Genomic DNA, 18,851 nt, shown 5'->3' with positions numbered 1-18,851 from the left:
ATTTGTTATGCGACAATATTTATTAATGGCCCTCAAACAATTTACTATGAAAACATTCTATTTATTAACGTTCTTTTTAATAAGCTCTACGTTTTATGCTCAGGTAGGTATTGGTACTACAGCGCCACATGAGAGTACAGCTCTTCATATTGAAAGTGAAAATAAAGGGATCTTGATCCCTACATTCACAAATGCAGAAAAGGTAAATATTACCAATCCTGCAAACGGTCTTATTATTTATAATGAAACAACTAATTCCCTGGAAGTGAATACAGGTAACTCCGCTACACCCAACTGGGGTACTATGGTAGTTTCTCATGGGGGCCCTTCTGTTTCGGTATATGCACTTGGAAAAGTAAATGCCAACGGTACAGCCGCGGCCATTTCTAATGCAACGGTAAGCAAGATATCTACCAATCTGGACGGTAATGATAATCGAGGAGATTATCAGGTCACCTTTGAAACGCCTCTGGCAAATAATAATTACGTAATACTACTTTCTATCCCCGATTGTGGAGGTCCCTGTCCTAACGGAGCAGGTTCTAATGATGACCCGGGAATAACGTATTACGAGCAAACACCCACAGGATTTAGAGTAAACATAGGGGACAATGATAATGGAGGAAGCAAAAAAGACGACTTCGATTCAGAATTTATGTTTACTGTTTTTGTAATTAACTAATGTAATTCCAGATAGTTTTAATTTTAGTTAACCGGTTATACACGTAATTGAGAATGCGGTTTTCCGGTTTCGACAGGTTCTCATCATTTTTTAAGATACGCAAGGCTATATGCCTTGCGTTTTTTAATATATCTGCATCTTTTACAATATCAGCTATTCTAAGATTTAACACCCCGCTTTGCTGGGTTCCCATCAAGTCACCTGGCCCCCTTAACTTGAGGTCGGCTTCTGCAATTTCAAAACCATCATTAGTACGAACCATAGTTTCCAAACGTGTTCGTGCATCATTGCTCAGTTTAACACCTGTCATTAAAACACAATAACTTTGTTTTGCACCCCTTCCCACACGCCCTCTTAACTGGTGTAATTGTGAAAGCCCAAAACGCTCTGCACTTTCTATAACCATAACCGAAGCATTCTGTACATTTACACCTACTTCAATCACAGTTGTCGCTACCATGATCTGGGTTTCCCCTTTTACAAAACGCTCCATTTCATAATCCTTATCCGCGGGTTTCATTTTACCGTGTACAATGGATATCTGGTAATCCGGAGCCGGAAATTCCCTGGCAATACTTTCATAACCATCCATAAGGTCTTTGTAATCCATTTTTTCAGATTCATTGATAAGCGGATACACCACATATACCTGACGACCCTCTTTAATCTGTTCTTTCATGAATCCAAAAACTTTTAAACGATTACTATCATACCGGTGCACTGTACGTATAGGTTTTCTGCCCGGTGGCAGCTCATCTATTACAGACACGTCCAAATCACCATAAAGGCTCATAGCCAGTGTTCTTGGGATAGGGGTGGCGGTCATTACCAAAATATGAGGGGGTAGTTCATTTTTATGCCACAGTCTGGCCCGCTGTGCTACTCCAAACCGGTGCTGCTCATCAATTATAGCTAATCCAAGATTTTTAAACACTACTTTATCTTCCAACAATGCATGAGTACCAATTAAAAGACTGGTCTCTCCGGTTTCCAGTGCTTCGTGCAATACTCTACGCTCGGCAACGCGTGTAGCTCCCGTAAGCAATTGTACGTCTATATCCATATTCTTTAAAAGTGATCGGATACCATTATAATGCTGAATAGCGAGTATTTCGGTAGGTGCCATAATACAGGCCTGAAAGCCATTGTCAACTGCCAGTAAAACCGCCATGAGCGCGACAATGGTCTTTCCTGAACCCACGTCTCCCTGTAATAACCGGTTCATTTGGGCATTGCTCCCCATATCTTTACGAATTTCCCTAATTACGCGTTTTTGAGCTCCCGTTAGTTCGAAAGGAAGTTGTGTTTCGTAAAAAGTCTTGAATTGTTTACCTACTTTTTCAAAAGCAAATCCCTTTATTTTTTGTTTCCTGATCAGTTTTTTGAAAATGAGTTGCAATTGTATATAAAAAAGTTCTTCAAACTTAAGCCGGTATTGTGCTTTTGCCAGAAGGGCAGCACTTTCCGGAAAATGAAGATTGAAGAGTGCCTTGCTTTTAGATATGAGAGCTAGTTCATCCAAAAGATATTGAGGGAGGGTTTCCTGGTATTTTCCACCGGTTTCCCTAAAAAGTTGTTCAAGCAATTTAGCGGTTACTCTATTGGTAATACCCTTATTGGTAAGCTTTTCTGTAGAGGGATACACCGGTTGCATGGCAGTTCTAAGGCTTTGTTCATGCTCAGTTGCTATTTCCATTTCAGGATGTGGCATACTAAAAACCCCATTGTACCAATTGCATTTACCAAAAACTACATAGGGGACATTCAATTTCAAATTGTCTTTTATCCATTTGTGGCCGCGAAACCATACCAGCTCCATTTCACCGGTATCATCAATAAAAGTAGCTACCAATCGTTTTCCACGTTGTTGCGTAACCATTTTAAGATGTATGATCTTACCTGTAATCTGAACATCGGCATTATTTCGCTGCAGATCTTTTATTTTATAATACGTAGTTCGGTCAATATATCGGTTAGGAAACAAGTGCAAAAGATCCTGATAGGTCTCAATACCTAACTCACTGCGAAGGAGCTGTGCCCGATTAGGACCTACACCTTTTAAATAATCTATGGGAGTGTTTAGCAACTCAGCATTCATGACAACGAAGATAAAACTCCCCGGGTAATGTTCAAAGTTAACACTCGTCGGGAAATGAAAATCACTTAATTTTATTAGCTTGCAATAGCAATAAAATAATAGAATAAAGAGAAGAGGTCCATTGAGAATTATGAATTACACAGCTATAAAACTGATTTTTAGTTTCATTTTTATATTATATACCAAATGTTATATTTGCTCTCAAAGTGTTGAAAATGTTGATTTTAAAAACAGTTATGTAAACTTATATATTAATCCCTATTCAGAAGAGGTTACGGGTACTGTTATCTATACTTTTGATGTGATGGCACCAATTGACACGATAGTAATTGATGCCCGGAATATGAAATTTTCAGAAATTAAGATCAATAAACAAAAAGCTATATATCGCTATGACGAAAAGAAACTTTATATAGCTCTTAACGCCTCATCTCAGAAAGGTAATACCCTCACTATTAGCTATGTTTCACAGCCTCAAAAAGCGATGTATTTTTGGGGGTGGAATGAACCCTCGGGTAAAAAACAGGTTTGGACCCAGGGACAGGGGAAAAATAACAGCCACTGGGTACCTTCTTTTGAAGATGTGAATGAGAAAGTAATTTTCAGGCAAAGTATTACATTTCATAAAGATTATGAAGTTTTTGCCAATGGTATTCTGGATTCCGTTTCCGTTAAAAATGATTTTAAAACCTGGCACTATAATATGAATGCGCCCATGAGCAGCTATTTACTGGCCATTGCTATTGGAGAATATGCTTATGATACTTATTATACCGAAAGAGGAGTGCCCATTCAGGTGGCCTACTATCCTGAAGACTCTTTAAAAGTAGAGCCTACCTATCGTTATACCAGGGAAATGCTTCATTTTATGGAAGAGGAAACGGGAGTATATTATCCCTGGGAGGTTTACAGACAGGTGCCTGTTAAAGACTTTTTGTATGCTGGTATGGAAAATACTACCACTACTATTTTTTCCGATAGTTATATGGTAGATTCTATTGCTTTTAACGACAGGAACTATGTAAATGTAAATGCTCATGAAATGGCACACCAGTGGTTCGGTAATCTGGTAACGGCACGTGATGGTGAACATCACTGGCTACAGGAAGGTTTTGCTACTTATTATGCATTGCAGGCTGAAAAAATGCTTTTTGGAGAAGAGTATTACCACAACAAACTGCACCAGTCTGCACAAAAGCTTATTACTCTGTCTAAAGAAGGAATAGGGGAAAGCCTTTTGAACCCTAATGCCGGCAGCCTTACATTTTATGAGAAAGGTGCATGGGTGTTGCATATGCTTCGTAATAAAATAGGGGACAAGGCCTTTAAAGCTGCGGTAAAAGCCTATCTCACCAAATATCAGTTTTCATCAGCTACGACGGATGACTTTTTAAAAGAAGCAGAACGAGCTTCCGGCACGTCATTAACTCATTTTAAGCAAACCTGGCTGGAAAACGACCGTATTCCAGTAATAAAAGCTAGCTGGGATAGCGGAAACTTAAAGATTACTGAGAACAATGACCATATCTCCCTGAGGTATTGTTACTCTGTAAAAAATGATACAACCTGTATCTCTATAACAAAAAACAACCTTGCTTTCCCAAAAGATGTAAAAAAAGAAAGTAGATCATCTCCCGGGGTGCTTAACCCGGAAAATGATAAGTTAGCCGATGTCACCTTTTCTGTTCCTCAATCCCAATTGCCAAAACTTATAAAAGGCAACTATACTTTTGTTGACAGGCTCAAAGCGTTAGAGCGCCTCGAAAACAACAATGCCTTTGAGGTATATCGTTCGCTTTTACAAAGTGATGTCTATTATCCTTTAAAGCAACAAATACTCTACCGTATTGCGCAATTACCTTTGGATGAAAAGCTATCTCTGTATGAAATAGCACTACAGACCACCGATCCTAAAGTGCAAAAAGTAATAGCAATGCAAATGGATACCATACCGCCAGATTTTAAAAAAGCGTTTACCTCATTGCTCAAAGCCTCAAGTTATGATACAAGAGAGGCGGCCCTGCTGAAATTATGGGTTACCTTTCCTGAAGAGCGGATAGAAATCCTTAAAGTAACTAAGGAAGAAACAGGTCATAATGATAAAAATATCAGGATCTTATGGATCACTTTAACACTACTTACACCATCGTACCTCTCCAATGAGACCCCCGCTCTTTTTGATGAGTTGCAGAGGTACACATTCCCTTCATCACACTTTGAGGTACGCCAAAACGCTTTTCAAGTGTTTTTTCAGTTAGATGCCTTTACAGATCCTGTTTTGCGAAACCTGATAAATGCCTGTGTACATCCGGTATGGCAATTCTCTAAAAATGCATCTCAAATGCTGAATAGTTTATTGAAAGATCCGGTTTATAAAGAACGTTTACTACAGTTGGCTCCTTCCTTAAGATCAAAAGAAAGAGCTTTCCTGGAAGCACGACTCAATGCATTGGAATAAACTGTATATTTACAACAGCAACTAATTTTTCATTTATGAAAGCCTTAGTTATATCCGGAGGAGGCAGTAAAGGAGCATTTGCCGGAGGTGTAGCCCAATTTCTTATCGAAAAACTCCAAAAAGAGTATCAATTATTTCTGGGAACATCTACCGGAAGTCTTCTTATTTCTCATTTAGCACTGGACGAAGTAGAAAAAATCAAAAAAGTATATACTTCTGTAGATCAGAACAGTATTTTTAGCAACTGTCCTTTTATTGTTCGTAAAAAGCGTGGAATTGAGACCATTGGTATTAATCACCTCAATGTTATCAGGAATTTTATACGCGGAAGCAAAACCTTTGGAGAGAGTTATAACCTGAAGCAGCTTATTAAAGATACGTTTACCCTTGAAGAATTTCAAAAACTTCAGGAAAGTTCCCGGGAAGTTATTGTAACCGTTTCTAATATTTCACTGAATCAAGTGGAATATAAATCAATTAATGATTATAACTACGAAGAGTTTTGCGAATGGATATGGATATCGTCTAATTACACACCTTTTATGAGCCTGGCGCGTAAAAATGGTTGTGAGTATGCAGATGGCGGGCTTGGGAGCATGGTTCCTATTGAAGAGGCTATTAAAAGGGGAGCCACCGAGATAGATGCCATAATCCTTCAAACGGAAGTAACCCACCTTAACCGCATGCCCAGTAAAAGCCCTTTTGCGCTCATCACTAATATTTTTAACTTCATGGCAGATCGTATTGAGCATCAAAATATTAGAATTGGCAAATTTGTAGCTTCCAATCAAAATGTTATTATTAACTTTTATTATACCCCTACCATTTTAACTACCAACTCTTTGATATTTAACAAAGAACAAATGACCAAATGGTGGGATTTCGGGTTTGCTTATGCAGAACGAAAAATTACTGAAACCAACCAAATTATATAGATGAAAGCCCTAGTTATATCCGGAGGGGGCAGTAAGGGAGCCTTTGCCGGAGGAGTAGCCGAGTATTTAATAAAAGAGCAGAAAAGGGAGTACGACCTCTATCTTGGTACATCTACCGGTAGTTTGCTGTTACCTCATTTAGCTTCGGGCCAGATTGAAAAGGTGTACCATAACTATACCACAGTTACCCAAAGGAAGATATTCAGCAACAATCCTTTTATTGTGAGACGTCGTAAAGGAAAAGAATATGTAGCCATTAATCATTTTAATGTTTTATGGCAAATCATAAAAGGAAAAAGAACCTTTGGCGAAAGTAAATCCCTCAGAAAAAGCATTAAACGCGGCTTTACCCTTGAAGATTTTGAAAAAATAGCACAACTGGAAAAAGAGGTAGTGGTAACAGTTTCTAATCTTACGCGAAATAAGGTAGAATATATGTCAACAAAGGACTGTTCTTATAGCGATTTTTGTGATTGGATTTGGATAAGCTGCAATTATATTCCATTTATGTCTATTGCCTGTAAAAATGGCTGTGAGTATGCCGATGGAGGATTTGGTTCTGTAGTACCTATACGGGAAGCTATACGACGTGGTGCTACCGAAGTGGATGCCGTGATTCTGGAAACCGAAAATGTAGAACGTAACAATATACTGGGAAGAAACCCTTTTTCACTTATGGTGAACTTATTCAGTTACCTTCTTGATCAGGTAGAATATCACAATATTATGATAGGAAAACTGGCTGCTCAAAACAAAAATGTAAAGTTAAACCTGTTTTACACACCGGTTTCATTAACGAAAAACTCACTCATTTTCAACAAACATGAAATGGTAAAATGGTGGGCTGAAGGGTACCAATATGCCGGACAAAAAATTCGTAAAGACGCAGAACAGCGCAAAAAAACCAAAGATATTGCTTAATATAACTACCAGAGGTCGCTAACTTCTTTTTTGATAAAGGCCAACGCTGCATTCGAGGGGGACTGCCTGTCCAGCAAATCGTTCAGAATACTTTCCCGAAGTTTATCAGCCGAATCGTTTTTATCGCTTAAACTGGATTTTCTGATGATCTGGATCGTAGCATTTTTAGCTGCTCTTACAATATTCCAGCATTCATCACTCATATAAATTTGTTGAGAAAGGTTATGATCAAATTCATTCTCAATATTTTTTACAAGAAGGGATTCATAGTTGTTTTTATCAGGACTTGCGGGAGGAACTCTTACCAGTAATTTTGAGGGGTCTATTCGTTCCAGAAAAAGTGCCATTCGCTCATAGGCCTGTAAACGTATAGGCAATACATTTTTTTGCATGTCTTTATGTAAAAGGAAACGGCGACGACCCTCTTCGTTTTTGGTGTGGAGATTAAAAAAGTAATAGGCTATAATACCGGTAATCAAAGCAGGAACAGCGTACAAAAGCATTTCCAGGAATTTCATATCCATGAACAGGGATTTATATGTTGGTTAGTTTCCATGTTAAAACGCTAACAGGTTTCTTTTATTTCATTTTTGCCGCCAAGATAAGAACAATCCTTTAATTCCTGCATACTTTTAAAGGGCACCGGTACTTTCTCATACCCATACGCAGCCTCCAGGGTTTGGGTAAGATTATGCGCACCGAGGCTGATATCAACATCTCTCATAGAGAGCTGGCAGGGATGCTCATAACCACAGGCATGGGTTATTTCCAAAAGTTCTTTCCGGAAGGTTCTGAAGTATTGCCGGAGCCTTTCAGATTTAAGCGGAATATTGATCCCTTTTTGCAGCCATTTGCTTTGAGTAGCTATACCTGCAGGGCAACGGTTGGTATGACATATTTGTGCCTGTATGCACCCAATGCTCATCATAGCTTCACGTGCCACATTAATACAATCGGCCCCCATAGCAAAGGCCATTACCGCCTTTGCAGGAAAACCTAGTTTTCCGCTTGCAATAAAAAATACGCGGTCGCAAAGCTCGTGCTTTTTAAAAATACGATATACATCGCGAAAGGCATATACAAAAGGAAGAGAAACATGGTCAGCAAAACTGGGAGGCGCGGCTCCTGTTCCTCCTTCACCACCATCTATTGAAATAAAATCAGGGCCTTTTCCGGTTTTCTTCATAAAAAGTGCCAGCTCTTCCCAAGCATCGAGCTTTCCTACGGCCGCTTTAATGCCTACGGGAAGCCCGGTTTCTTTGGCAATATCTTCAATAAAACCAACCATTTTCACTACATTACCAAAGGCAGTATGTCCGGCGGGAGATATTACATCTTTCCCTTTTTCTACATTACGTATCTTCGCAATCTCACCGGTAATCTTTTTTCCGGGCAGCACACCGCCTTTACCCGGTTTGGCTCCCTGGGAAAGCTTTATTTCAACAGCTCTTATAAAGGTGTTTTCTTGTGTCAATTTTTTAAGCTTTGCCATAGAAAATTGTCCGTTAGTGTCACGTACGCCAAAGTAACCGGTACCAAATTGAAAAATAATATCTGCACCATTTGTATGATAGGGAGAAAGCCCTCCTTCTCCTGTATTGTGATAGGCGCCTGCCATGGCTGCTCCTCTGTTGAGCGAATCTACGGCAGTTGCCGACAATGACCCAAAACTCATGGCGGATATATTGATAGCCGATGCCGGGCGAAAGGGCCTTTTGCGATTGTGATAAGTACCCATTACTTTAGCACATGGCAAAAAACAATGATCTTCAAGATTAGGATGGCCCGGCGCAAGCTTAAAAGGCATCATGGCATTGTTTACAAAAATGTACTGATGTGCATAAATATCACGATCGGTACCAAACCCTTCATAATTATTCTCTTTTTTGGCAGATGCATAGATCCAGCTTCTTTCTATACGGTTAAAAGGCAACTCTTCCCGGTTATTCGCTACCAGATACTGCCTTAGTTCTGGGCCTATACTTTCCAGCCAGTAACGCAAATGTCCAACTATCGGGAAGTTATGACTTATGGTGTGTTTTCGCTGTAAAAAAACATCTCTTACTGCTACTAACAGCAAAACAAAAATTAGCCAGCCCCACCAGGGAATACGAATTAGGAAATCGAAAAATGTTTGCATAACTACTACTCCAGATAATCGTACACGATATGAATAAATGCTTTTACTCCCAGCAGCATACCACTTTCATCTATATAAAAAGAAGGTGTATGGTGGGCTGTAGCTTCGTTAACTGTTATATCCAGAGGTTTACCTCCCAGGAAGAAATAAAAACCGGGTATTTTTTCCTGAAAAAAGGCAAAGTCCTCAGCACCGGTGGTTGCTTTGGAAAGTATAACATTCTCTTTTCCTGCTGCTTTATGAAGTGAAGGCAATGTTTTAGCAGTAAGCTCCAGGCTGTTAAAAGTAATAGGAGCCGTATCTTCAATTTGAACAGTGGCTTCAGCACCGTATGCTTTGGCAATAGTGGTAGTCATTTCATGCATACGACGATTAATAAGTTCCCTCATTTTATAATCTAACGTTCGTATAGTACCTATCATTTCTGCCTCTTCCGGAATGATATTAAACCGTATGCCCGAAGAGATCTTACCTACTGATATCACGGCAGCTTCATGGGTAAGGGGAGACTCCCTGCTAATAATGGTCTGTAAACCGTCAATTATTTTTGCCGATACCAAAATAGGGTCTATGCCTGTCCACGGGCTTGAGCCATGGGTTTGCTTTCCTTTTACTTTGATGACAAAACGTTGTGAGGAGGCCATAGCTCCTCCTGGTTTATAGTTGATTTTACCCACATCTGTACCAGAAGAAATATGCAGTCCGAAAATTGCCTCTACATCCGGGTTTTTAAGAACCCCTTCTTTTACCATTAACGAAGCTCCTCCTTCTTCTCCCGGGGGCGGACCTTCTTCTGCGGGTTGAAAAATAAACTTGACCGTTCCGGCAAAATCATTATTTTCAGCCAGAATCTGGGCTACGCCCATAAGAATAGCCACATGAGTATCGTGTCCGCATGCATGCATAACCCCCGTTTCTTTTCCAAGAAACGTAGTTGTTACGGTAGATTTAAATGGGACATCCGTGATCTCAGTAACCGGTAATGCATCCATATCGGCTCTTAAAGCAATTGTTTTCCCCGGTCTTTTACCTTGTAAAATGCCCACCACACCTGTTTTGGCAATGCCGGTTTGTACTTCTATACCCAGACTACGTAAATGGGCCGCTATTTTTTTTGCCGTATTGAATTCACGATTGGAAAGCTCCGGATTTTGATGAAAATACCTTCGCCATTCTATTATTTTCGGCTCTATGTTTTTGATGGCTTCTTCTAACGAAGTTTGCGCATAAGCAGAAAAAGTAGTTATACAGATTAAAAAGCTAATATACCGTTTCATACATACTCAGAATTTAATCATACGATAGCCCGTGTTTTGTAAATGAATAAGAACCGTCATAGCAGACAAAGCCCATTGTATTTGCGGCAACGCATCTGTTTTGTCTATATTTCTATGTGCTGCCGTCTGGCCGCAGATAATAATATCAACTCCCGCAGCATCCAGAGCCTCAATGAGTTTTGCGTTGGGGTTCCCGGTCCCGAAAAGTTCCTTATAGGCATCGTCATTCAGAATGTCTTTGTACGCTGCTCCATGAATTACAAGCGTAACCTTTAAGTTTTCCGTAGAAAAACCGCTTTGCGCATGCATATTCAAAAAACGGGCCGCCGTATTTATTCGCGGATTTAGGTTTTGGTGTTCACTTGTACTTTGATCCACATCAAAAACCACTTTTAGCTCTTCGGTAGCAGAAACCTCAAAATCAGGATCAGGAACTTCATATACACCTCCAAACTTTTCAATAACAGGGCCGTTTTTACGCAGAGACTGTCCATGCAAATGAAAACACATACTCATGGTCAGGAGAGTACTTACAAAAAAGGCATATCGCATAAGAGATAAATTTTTCTAAATATATTAAATATATGTTTCAATGTTCATAAATATTGGTAAGGGGCTTTAATAATCTCTTCATTATGGTTATTTTCACATTTTGTTTTTGATGTAGAGAATAAAATTTGTGGAAAAATATTTAAGTGAACTAAACGAGGCACAAAAGGCCCCGGTACTTCATAAAGAAGGTCCTTTAATGGTTATTGCAGGTGCGGGATCAGGCAAAACCCGTGTTTTGACCTATCGTATTGCCTATTTAATGAGTCAGGGAGTAGATTCTTTTAGTATTCTGGCGCTAACCTTTACCAATAAGGCGGCCCGTGAAATGAAAAAGCGTATCGCCGAAATTGTTGGGAACTCTGAGGCCAAAAACCTCTGGATGGGTACTTTTCACTCAGTTTTTGCCCGTATATTACGCTATGAGGCCGATAAATTGGGGTATCCTTCCAACTTCAGTATTTATGATACCCAGGATTCTCAACGACTTATTTCCGCTATCATAAAAGAAATGGGGCTGGATAAAGATATTTACAAGTACAAACAGATACAATCTCGTATTTCATCATATAAAAACAGCCTTATTACCGTAAAGGCCTATTTTAATAATCCGGAACTGGTAGAAGCTGATGCTATGGCCAAAAGGCCGCGAATGGGCGATATTTACAAAGAGTATGTAGAGCGTTGTTTTAAAGCAGGGGCTATGGATTTTGATGACCTGCTGCTTAAAACCAATGAGTTGCTTACCCGTTTTCCTAATGTATTAATGAAATATCAGGATCGGTTTCGGTATATTCTTGTAGATGAGTATCAGGACACAAATCATTCTCAGTACCTTATAGTAAGAGCCCTTTCCGATCGTTTTCAGAATATTTGTGTAGTAGGTGATGACGCACAAAGTATTTATGCTTTTAGAGGAGCCAATATCAATAACATTCTCAATTTTCAGAAAGATTATGATAACGTGACCGTTTACCGGCTTGAGCAAAACTACCGTTCTACAAAAAACATTGTAGAGGCCGCAAATTCTGTTATCGAAAAAAATAAAAGCAGACTGGACAAAGTAGTCTGGACCAACAATGAACAGGGGGCGGCCATTAAAGTAAACCGACTGATCACCGATGCGGAAGAAGGGCGCTTCGTAGCTTCTTCAATTTTTGATAACAGGCTACAGCACCAGTTGCCCAATGGCAGCTTTGCCGTTTTGTACCGAACCAATTCGCAGTCCAGGTCCATTGAAGATGCTTTGCGAAAAAAAGATATTCCTTATCGCATATACGGCGGACTCTCTTTTTATCAGCGCAAAGAAATTAAAGATGTACTGGCCTACTTGCGGCTGGTAGTGAACCCAAAAGATGAAGAGGCACTTAACAGGATTGTAAACTATCCTGCCCGCGGTATTGGGCAAACCACCATGGAAAAGTTAACCGTAGCAGCCAAACATTATGAACGTTCTGTTTTTGAGGTTATTGAAAATCTGAGCAGGATTGACCTTAAGATCAATGCCGGTACCCGTAAAAAACTGGAAGATTTTGTAACCATGATCAAAAGCTTTCAAATTACTAATGAAAGCTCAGATGCATTTGTTCTTGCCGAGCAGGTTACCAAAAAAACAGGGCTTATTCAGGAGTTCAAAAAAGATGGTACCCCAGAGGGTATTGCCCGAATGGAGAATGTAGAAGAGTTGTTAAACGGGATCAAAGATTTTGTAGAAGGGCAAAGAGAACTGGCCGATGCTACCGGTTCCCTTTCCGAATTTTTAGAAGATGTGGCGCTGGCTACCGATCTGGATAAAGATACCGGAGATGATGACCGGGTAGCCCTTATGACCATACATCTCGCCAAAGGGTTAGAGTTTCCTTATGTGTACATTGTAGGGCTCGAAGAAGATCTTTTTCCTTCTGCCATGAGTATGAATACACGCAGTGAACTGGAGGAGGAGCGAAGGCTTTTTTACGTGGCCCTTACCCGTGCAGAGAAACAAGCCTATCTTACCTATACACAAAGCCGCTATCGCTGGGGAAAACTAATTGATGCAGAACCCAGCAGGTTTATAGAAGAAATAGATGACCAGTATATAGAATACATAACTCCGGTAGAAACCTATCGTTTTAAGCCCATGCTGGATGCCGATATATTTGGCGAAGTTGATAAAAGTAAGTTTCGACAGCAAAAGCCGGTTTCAGGAACCCCACCCAAAGGTCCCGGAGAAGCACAATTACGAAAGCTTCGAAAATTAAAACCCGAAATAGATCAGCCGGTAGGAAATAAGGGTCATGATCCAACAGATCTTAATGTGGGTACCCGTATATCTCATACCCGTTTTGGAAAAGGGGAAGTCATTACCCTGGAAGGCGTAGGGAATGACCGAAAAGCGGAAATACGTTTTGAGAATGGGGGTATTAAAAAACTATTACTTCGTTTTGCCCGTTTAAGTATTCTTGATTGATCCTCCTTTTGGGTATAATTCCTTAATTTTACAGTTTGTTTTACAGTGTAATGGCCGAATTAATAAGAATATACGAAGAAAATCCGAACCCTAAAGAAGTTTCCAAAGTAGTACAAGTACTTCGCAAAGGAGGCCTTGTTATTTACCCTACGGACACCGTTTACGGGCTTGGATGTGATATTACCAATTCCAGGGCTTTGGAAAAAATTGCCCGTATAAAAGGAGTAAAGCCGGAAAAAGCTAATTTTTCCTTTGTTTGTGCAGACCTTAGCAATCTTTCAGATTATGTTAAACAGATAGATACGCCTACCTTTAAAATTCTTAAAAGAGCATTACCAGGACCGTACACTTTTATACTTCCGGGTAACAATAACCTGCCAAAACATTTTAAAAAGCGAAAAACAGTTGGTATCCGAATACCAGAGAACAATATTGCACGTACCTTGGTGGCACAATTGGGCAACCCTATAGTTTCTACCTCTATTTATGATGAAGATGAACTCATAGAATACACCACAGATCCCGAACTTATCTTTGAAAAATGGAAAAATCTGGTAGATCTGGTTGTAGATGGAGGGTATGGAGACAATATTCCTTCAACTATCATTGATCTTTCAGATGGAGAGCCCGTTCTGGTACGAGAAGGAAAGGGCACTACAGATATTTTTTAACTCCTTAAACAGGACCCCGATCATGAAGAAAAAAACTCGATTTGTACTGGTGTCGGCCATAGGAGCCATTTCCATAGCTGTGGCACTATACCTATATCCGCTGGCAGTGCTTTACTTTACCGGTAAAGAAAAACTGGTGCTCACAGAAGACTCTGTGTATTTTATACCAACCGGTACAACCTTAAACTCTCTTTCAAAAGACCTTGCTGATAAAGGTCTTATAAAAAATGAGAAAAATTTTAGGAAATACGCTTTACGACGAAACCTTAAAGATGCTACCATTGAACCCGGTAAATATGAACTTGCCAAGGGCTCCACGATTGCCGATGCGGTCGTAGGATTTCGGAAAGGCTATGCCGAAAAAGAAGTAAGGATCACTTTTAATAACGCTCGCACTAAAAAGGAGCTTGCAGAGAAGATAACGGATAATCTTGAAATGTCGTACGAAAGCCTTTTGACATTACTTAATGATACCACTACTGCTCAAAAATATGGTTTTAACAATGAGTCATTTGCTGTTATGTTCATTCCAGACACCTATCGTGTGTATTGGGATATTACGCCTGACGCACTGTTGGACCGAATGTCAACAGAATATAAAAATTTCTGGAATGCCGATCGCCTTGAGAAAGCAAAATCTATAGGAATGACTCCGGAAGAAGTCTCTATTCTTGCATCTATAGTAACCTGTGAAACTGTTAAAATGGAAGAGAGCAGCCGTATTGCCGGGGTGTACATAAACCGTCTGAAAAAAGGAATGAAACTGGATGCAGACCCTACACTGGTATGGATCTTAGGAGATTTTACCATAAAAAGAGTTCTTAATAAAGACAAGAAACTAGACTCTCCATACAATACGTATATGTATGCTGGGTTACCTCCGGGCCCCATATATGTACCTTCGGCGCCTTTTATAGATGCTGTGTTAAATTATGAAAAGCACGACTACCTGTTTTTTTGTGCCCGTGAAGATCTTTCTGGCTATTCTAACTTTGCCAAAACCTACAGGCAACACCTGGTCAATGCCCGAAAGTATCAAAAAGCATTGAATACCATGAAACTTTACCGATAGTCGTAAAACAGTCTAAAACAGAAAATAAAAAAAGTGCAATAGAATTTCTATTGCACTTTTTTTATTTAAAGTGTTGATTCCTGTTAATTTCCGTTTATAGCAGGATCTTTCATTCCTTCTTCGATCATACCGTAAAACTGATCGAGTTTAGGCAATACCACAATTCGTGTTCTTCTGTTCTTAGCTCTTCCATCGGCAGAAGTATTGTCTGCTACAGGTACATAATAACTTCTTCCGGAAGCCGTCATACGCTCAGGTTTCACACCAAAGTCATTTTGAAGTATTCTAACCACTGAAGTAGCTCTTTTTACACTGAGATCCCAGTTATCTAAAAGAACCTCATTCTTGATTGGCACATCATCGGTATGGCCTTCTACCATAAATTCAAAATCTGGCTTGTTTTTAACCACTGTAGCTACTTTTCCTAACACTTCTTTAGCTTTGGCAGTTACTGTATAACTTCCACTTCTAAAAAGAAGTTTATCGGATATTGAAACATATACTACACCTTTTTCAACGCTGATCTCGATATCTTCATCATCAAGATTCCCTAAAACGCCTTTCAGGCTTTGTACCAGCGCAAGATTTACAGAGTCACGTCTGGTAACCGCATCGCGAAGTTTATTAATAGTAAGGTCTTTTTCACGAAGGCTCTCTAATGATTTTTCGAGGTTTTCAGCACCTTTTGTAGTAAGGGTGGTAAGATTTCCTATGTTATTAATAAGGTCCTGATTATTAGCCTTTAAAGTAGTTACCTGCTCTTTAAGGCTTTCATTACGTGCAGCAAGTGATGCTTTGTCTTCAAGACAGGTATTCAGTTTTAAAGTTGCAGAGTTTAACAAATCTTCCGTTTCTTTATGCTTTGCCTCCAACTCTGCATATTTCTTTTGGGAAACACAGGAGGTAAGGAAAACGGCAGCCCCTAGGGCAACTACAATTATTCTTTTCATGATCAAATACTATTGGTTTTTCACCCCCAAAAATATTAAAATGCTACCACAAGGCGCTAGGGGTTTAGTTAATATTTTATTAAATCGGTAAAACGTTTTTTATTACGTACGAAATAAGACCATACAATGGATTTTTCAATGTAATATTTATTTTTTTCAGAGATGTTTTCACGTTTGGCCAGCATTTTTCTAAATTGACAACCATAACTTATATGTGCTTTGACAATGGCCCAAAAATGTTGAAACCGCAATTGCAAAACAAATCGGATGGCTGCTATGATATCTAAAAACCATCGGGTAACCAAAACGGATAAAAAATAGCGTCGAGGTACGTTCTTGGTTATAGAAAAAAGAGAGTTCCTGAAATTGAGAAAAGTTTTTTTAGGGTTCATGTTGTTTAACGTGGCCCCACCCACATGATACACATGAGAATGACCTGTATAAAAAGCAGTGAGTCCCCGGTTACGTGTGCGCCAGCAAAAATCTATTTCTTCCTGATGTGCAAAAAAGTCTTCATCAAATCCGCCTAGCTCCCGAAAAACGGAACTGCGAACAAAAAAACAAGCGCCCGATGCCCAAAAAATCTCTTTTACATCATTATACTGACCGGTATCTTCTTCAAGTGACTGAAATATTCTTCCCCTGCACAACGGATATCCCAACATATCAATATACCCGCCTGCTGCTCCCGCATACTCAAAATACCCCTTTCGTTTCTGATCCAGTATTTTGGGTTGTACGATCCCCACTTCCGGATGTTTTTTAAAAATATCTTCTACCGGTTCCAGCCACCCGGGTGTTACTTCTACATCTGAGTTTAGCAAACAAAAAATATCGGCCTTTACTTCTTTTAAAGCATCATTATATCCTTTGGCATACCCTCCGTTTTCCCTGTTTTGTATAATTTGTATTTCAGGGTATTTAGATTTCAAGAACGAGACCGAATCATCGGTAGAGTTATTATCAGCCACATACAGATCAGCCCCTGCAGAGTAGTTCACTACCGAAGGAAGAAACTGTTCCAGCAGCTTTTTGCCGTTCCAGTTAAGTATGATTACCGCTGTTTTCAAATCGTTTTTTAAAATGCGGTACAAATTAAGTGATATAGGATGGAATATCTCTTAAAAAAATGAATTTTTCATTTTCATAATCGGCAGTACAGTAAAAATGTCTCAGGCCATTTGTAACCATAAGGTAGCGGGCTCCCAATGAAAGATTGTACCTTGCTATCTGATCAAATACTTCCTGGCGTATTTGCACTTCGGGAGCTTTGCATTCTACCACAATACAGATGCTACCGTCGGGCCGGTAAACAACTACGTCATAGCGTTTTCGTAACCCGTGAATAGTAAGTTCTTTTTCTACGTTAATAAGACTTAAAGGATATTTTTTATCCCGGTGAAGAAACTGTACTACATGCTGGCGTACCCATTCTTCAGGTTGAAGGATCACGAATTTTTTACGCACGGGATCGAATATGCGGGGGGTATTTTCACTATTTTTGAACCGAAAGTGATATTCTGGAAAGTTCAGTTTCCTCATATTGCGAAATTAATAAATTCCCGATGGATAACTCGTGTGTTAATATGTTGTTATTGGCAGTAAAAACTCTTACGCTTTGGATGAAGTAAAGCAAATTGTTACTGATATTAGAAAAGGAGCTATTAAACCCGTTTATTTTTTGATGGGTGAAGAGCCTTATTTTATTGATAAGATTGCTGAATTTATTGAAGACAATGTCCTCTCGGAAGAGGAAAAAGGGTTTAACCAAATGGTGCTTTATGGGCGTGATGTAACTATAGAAGATATTGTTTCTGCTGCGAAAAGGTATCCTATGATGGCCGAACGTCAGGTTATTGTGGTAAAAGAAGCTCAGGAACTATCACGTACCATTGAAAAAATGACTGCTTATATAGAAAATATACAGCCCTCAACTTTACTGGTATTTTGCTATAAATACAAAACATTGGACAAGCGCAAAAAATTATATAAAGCGATCAAGTCACAAGGGGTATTGTTTGAGAGTAAAAAATTATACGAAAATCAGGTAAGTGAATGGATACGAAGGGTGTTGGCCGGGAAAGAATACAGTATTTCTTTAAAGGCTTCCCAGATGCTGGTAGAGTTTTTAGGGACGGATTTGGGAAAAATAAACAATGAACTTGAAAAACTCCAGATAATACTGCCCAAAGGCAGCCAGATCACTCCTGAGATCATAGAAACCAATATAGGTATCAGTAAAGACTATAATAATTTTGAGCTTCGTAAGGCCATAGGGGAGCTTGATTTTTCAAAAGCAGCCCGTATTATCCATTATTTTGCACAAAACCCAAAAGATAATCCGCTGGTAGTAACCATCGCTTTACTGCACAATTTTTTTTCCCAGCTACTGCTGTATCACGGTTTAAAAGATCATTCAGCCAAGAATGTAGCAGCAACGCTTCGTATAAACCATTATTTTGTGTCTGAATATCAGAATGCGGCCCGTAATTATCCCATGAAAAAGGTAAGCAGTATTATTACAGCCTTAAGAGAAATTGATGTAAAGAGTAAAGGAGTAGGTTCGACAAATGTGCCACAGGGCGATCTTCTAAAAGAACTTATAATCAAAATAATGGCATAAACCGTAAAAGCAAAAGCCCCTTTTGG

General features: G+C 39.4%; 16 protein-coding genes. 8 read left to right on the top strand and 8 right to left on the bottom strand.

What is annotated here, in order from left to right:
• Positions 1-46 precede the first annotated feature (46 nt).
• Positions 47-682, top strand: a complete 636-nt coding sequence (locus tag WAO84_RS02110; RefSeq protein ID WP_340063369.1) for a hypothetical protein — start codon at positions 47-49, stop codon at positions 680-682.
• Here the strand turns inward: WAO84_RS02110 and recG are convergent.
• Positions 675-2,780 (bottom strand): ATP-dependent DNA helicase RecG, encoded by a 2,106-nt coding sequence (recG, locus tag WAO84_RS02105; RefSeq protein ID WP_340063368.1) that lies wholly within the window; start codon positions 2,778-2,780, stop codon positions 675-677. The two genes, WAO84_RS02110 and recG, sit on opposite strands and share 8 nt — an antisense overlap.
• Before the next feature lie 130 nt (positions 2,781-2,910).
• On the opposite strand from recG, the gene WAO84_RS02100 reads away from it, so the two are divergent.
• Genes WAO84_RS02100 through WAO84_RS02090 form a run of 3 tightly spaced genes read left to right on the top strand, consistent with a single transcriptional unit; the run spans position 2,911 to position 7,094 of the window.
• Positions 2,911-5,238, top strand: coding sequence for a M1 family metallopeptidase (locus WAO84_RS02100; protein WP_340063367.1), 2,328 nt, complete (start codon positions 2,911-2,913; stop codon positions 5,236-5,238).
• Positions 5,239-5,273: 35 nt separating this feature from the next.
• Positions 5,274-6,173, top strand: coding sequence for a patatin-like phospholipase family protein (locus tag WAO84_RS02095; RefSeq protein ID WP_340063366.1), 900 nt, complete (start codon positions 5,274-5,276; stop codon positions 6,171-6,173).
• Positions 6,174-7,094, top strand: a complete 921-nt coding sequence (locus tag WAO84_RS02090) for a patatin-like phospholipase family protein (protein WP_340063365.1) — start codon at positions 6,174-6,176, stop codon at positions 7,092-7,094.
• Positions 7,095-7,099: 5 nt separating this feature from the next.
• On the opposite strand, the gene WAO84_RS02085 is transcribed toward WAO84_RS02090, so the two are convergent.
• The 4 genes from WAO84_RS02085 to WAO84_RS02070 are packed head-to-tail and all read right to left on the bottom strand — an operon-like array spanning position 7,100 to position 11,063.
• Positions 7,100-7,618, bottom strand: a complete 519-nt coding sequence (locus WAO84_RS02085; RefSeq protein WP_340063364.1) for a DUF7935 family protein — start codon at positions 7,616-7,618, stop codon at positions 7,100-7,102.
• Between the two features lie 41 nt (positions 7,619-7,659).
• Positions 7,660-9,234, bottom strand: a complete 1,575-nt coding sequence (locus WAO84_RS02080; protein WP_340063363.1) for an FMN-binding glutamate synthase family protein — start codon at positions 9,232-9,234, stop codon at positions 7,660-7,662.
• A gap of 5 nt (positions 9,235-9,239) precedes the next feature.
• Entirely contained in the window at positions 9,240-10,511 is a 1,272-nt protein-coding gene (locus WAO84_RS02075; protein ID WP_340063362.1) for an amidohydrolase, read from the bottom strand.
• A 6-nt stretch (positions 10,512-10,517) separates the two neighbouring features.
• The gene (locus tag WAO84_RS02070) at positions 10,518-11,063 is read right to left on the bottom strand and encodes a DsrE family protein (protein ID WP_340063361.1); all 546 of its coding nucleotides are present in this window, start codon (positions 11,061-11,063) and stop codon (positions 10,518-10,520) included.
• 127 nt (positions 11,064-11,190) lie between these two features.
• Between WAO84_RS02070 and WAO84_RS02065 the strand changes: the two genes are divergently transcribed.
• Genes WAO84_RS02065 through mltG form a run of 3 tightly spaced genes read left to right on the top strand, consistent with a single transcriptional unit; the run spans position 11,191 to position 15,252 of the window.
• Positions 11,191-13,509: an ATP-dependent helicase gene (locus tag WAO84_RS02065; RefSeq protein WP_340063360.1), complete on the top strand. Its 2,319-nt coding sequence runs from the start codon at positions 11,191-11,193 to the stop codon at positions 13,507-13,509.
• Between the two features lie 50 nt (positions 13,510-13,559).
• Positions 13,560-14,180 (top strand): L-threonylcarbamoyladenylate synthase, encoded by a 621-nt coding sequence (locus WAO84_RS02060; protein ID WP_340063359.1) that lies wholly within the window; start codon positions 13,560-13,562, stop codon positions 14,178-14,180.
• 22 nt (positions 14,181-14,202) lie between these two features.
• Positions 14,203-15,252 carry an endolytic transglycosylase MltG gene (mltG, locus tag WAO84_RS02055; protein WP_340063358.1) on the top strand — a complete coding sequence of 350 codons (1,050 nt, stop codon included), beginning with the start codon at positions 14,203-14,205 and terminating at the stop codon, positions 15,250-15,252.
• A gap of 83 nt (positions 15,253-15,335) precedes the next feature.
• Here the strand turns inward: mltG and WAO84_RS02050 are convergent, their stop codons facing one another.
• From WAO84_RS02050 to WAO84_RS02040, 3 genes are all read right to left on the bottom strand, one after another.
• The gene (locus tag WAO84_RS02050) at positions 15,336-16,202 is read right to left on the bottom strand and encodes an OmpA/MotB family protein (RefSeq protein WP_340063357.1); all 867 of its coding nucleotides are present in this window, start codon (positions 16,200-16,202) and stop codon (positions 15,336-15,338) included.
• Positions 16,203-16,270: 68 nt separating this feature from the next.
• Entirely contained in the window at positions 16,271-17,272 is a 1,002-nt protein-coding gene (locus WAO84_RS02045; protein ID WP_340063356.1) for a glycosyltransferase family 2 protein, read from the bottom strand.
• Positions 17,273-17,297: 25 nt separating this feature from the next.
• Entirely contained in the window at positions 17,298-17,744 is a 447-nt protein-coding gene (locus tag WAO84_RS02040) for a type I restriction enzyme HsdR N-terminal domain-containing protein (RefSeq protein WP_340063355.1), read from the bottom strand.
• Between the two features lie 76 nt (positions 17,745-17,820).
• Here WAO84_RS02040 and holA point away from each other — a divergent pair, with 76 nt between their 5' ends.
• The gene (gene holA, locus WAO84_RS02035) at positions 17,821-18,825 is read left to right on the top strand and encodes a DNA polymerase III subunit delta (protein WP_340063354.1); all 1,005 of its coding nucleotides are present in this window, start codon (positions 17,821-17,823) and stop codon (positions 18,823-18,825) included.
• Positions 18,826-18,851 lie beyond the last annotated feature (26 nt).

The sequence above is a fragment of the Ascidiimonas aurantiaca genome (genome assembly GCF_037646345.1).
Taxonomy (GTDB): domain Bacteria; phylum Bacteroidota; class Bacteroidia; order Flavobacteriales; family Flavobacteriaceae; genus Ascidiimonas; species Ascidiimonas aurantiaca.
This window is presented reverse-complemented; position numbering and strand designations above follow the sequence as displayed.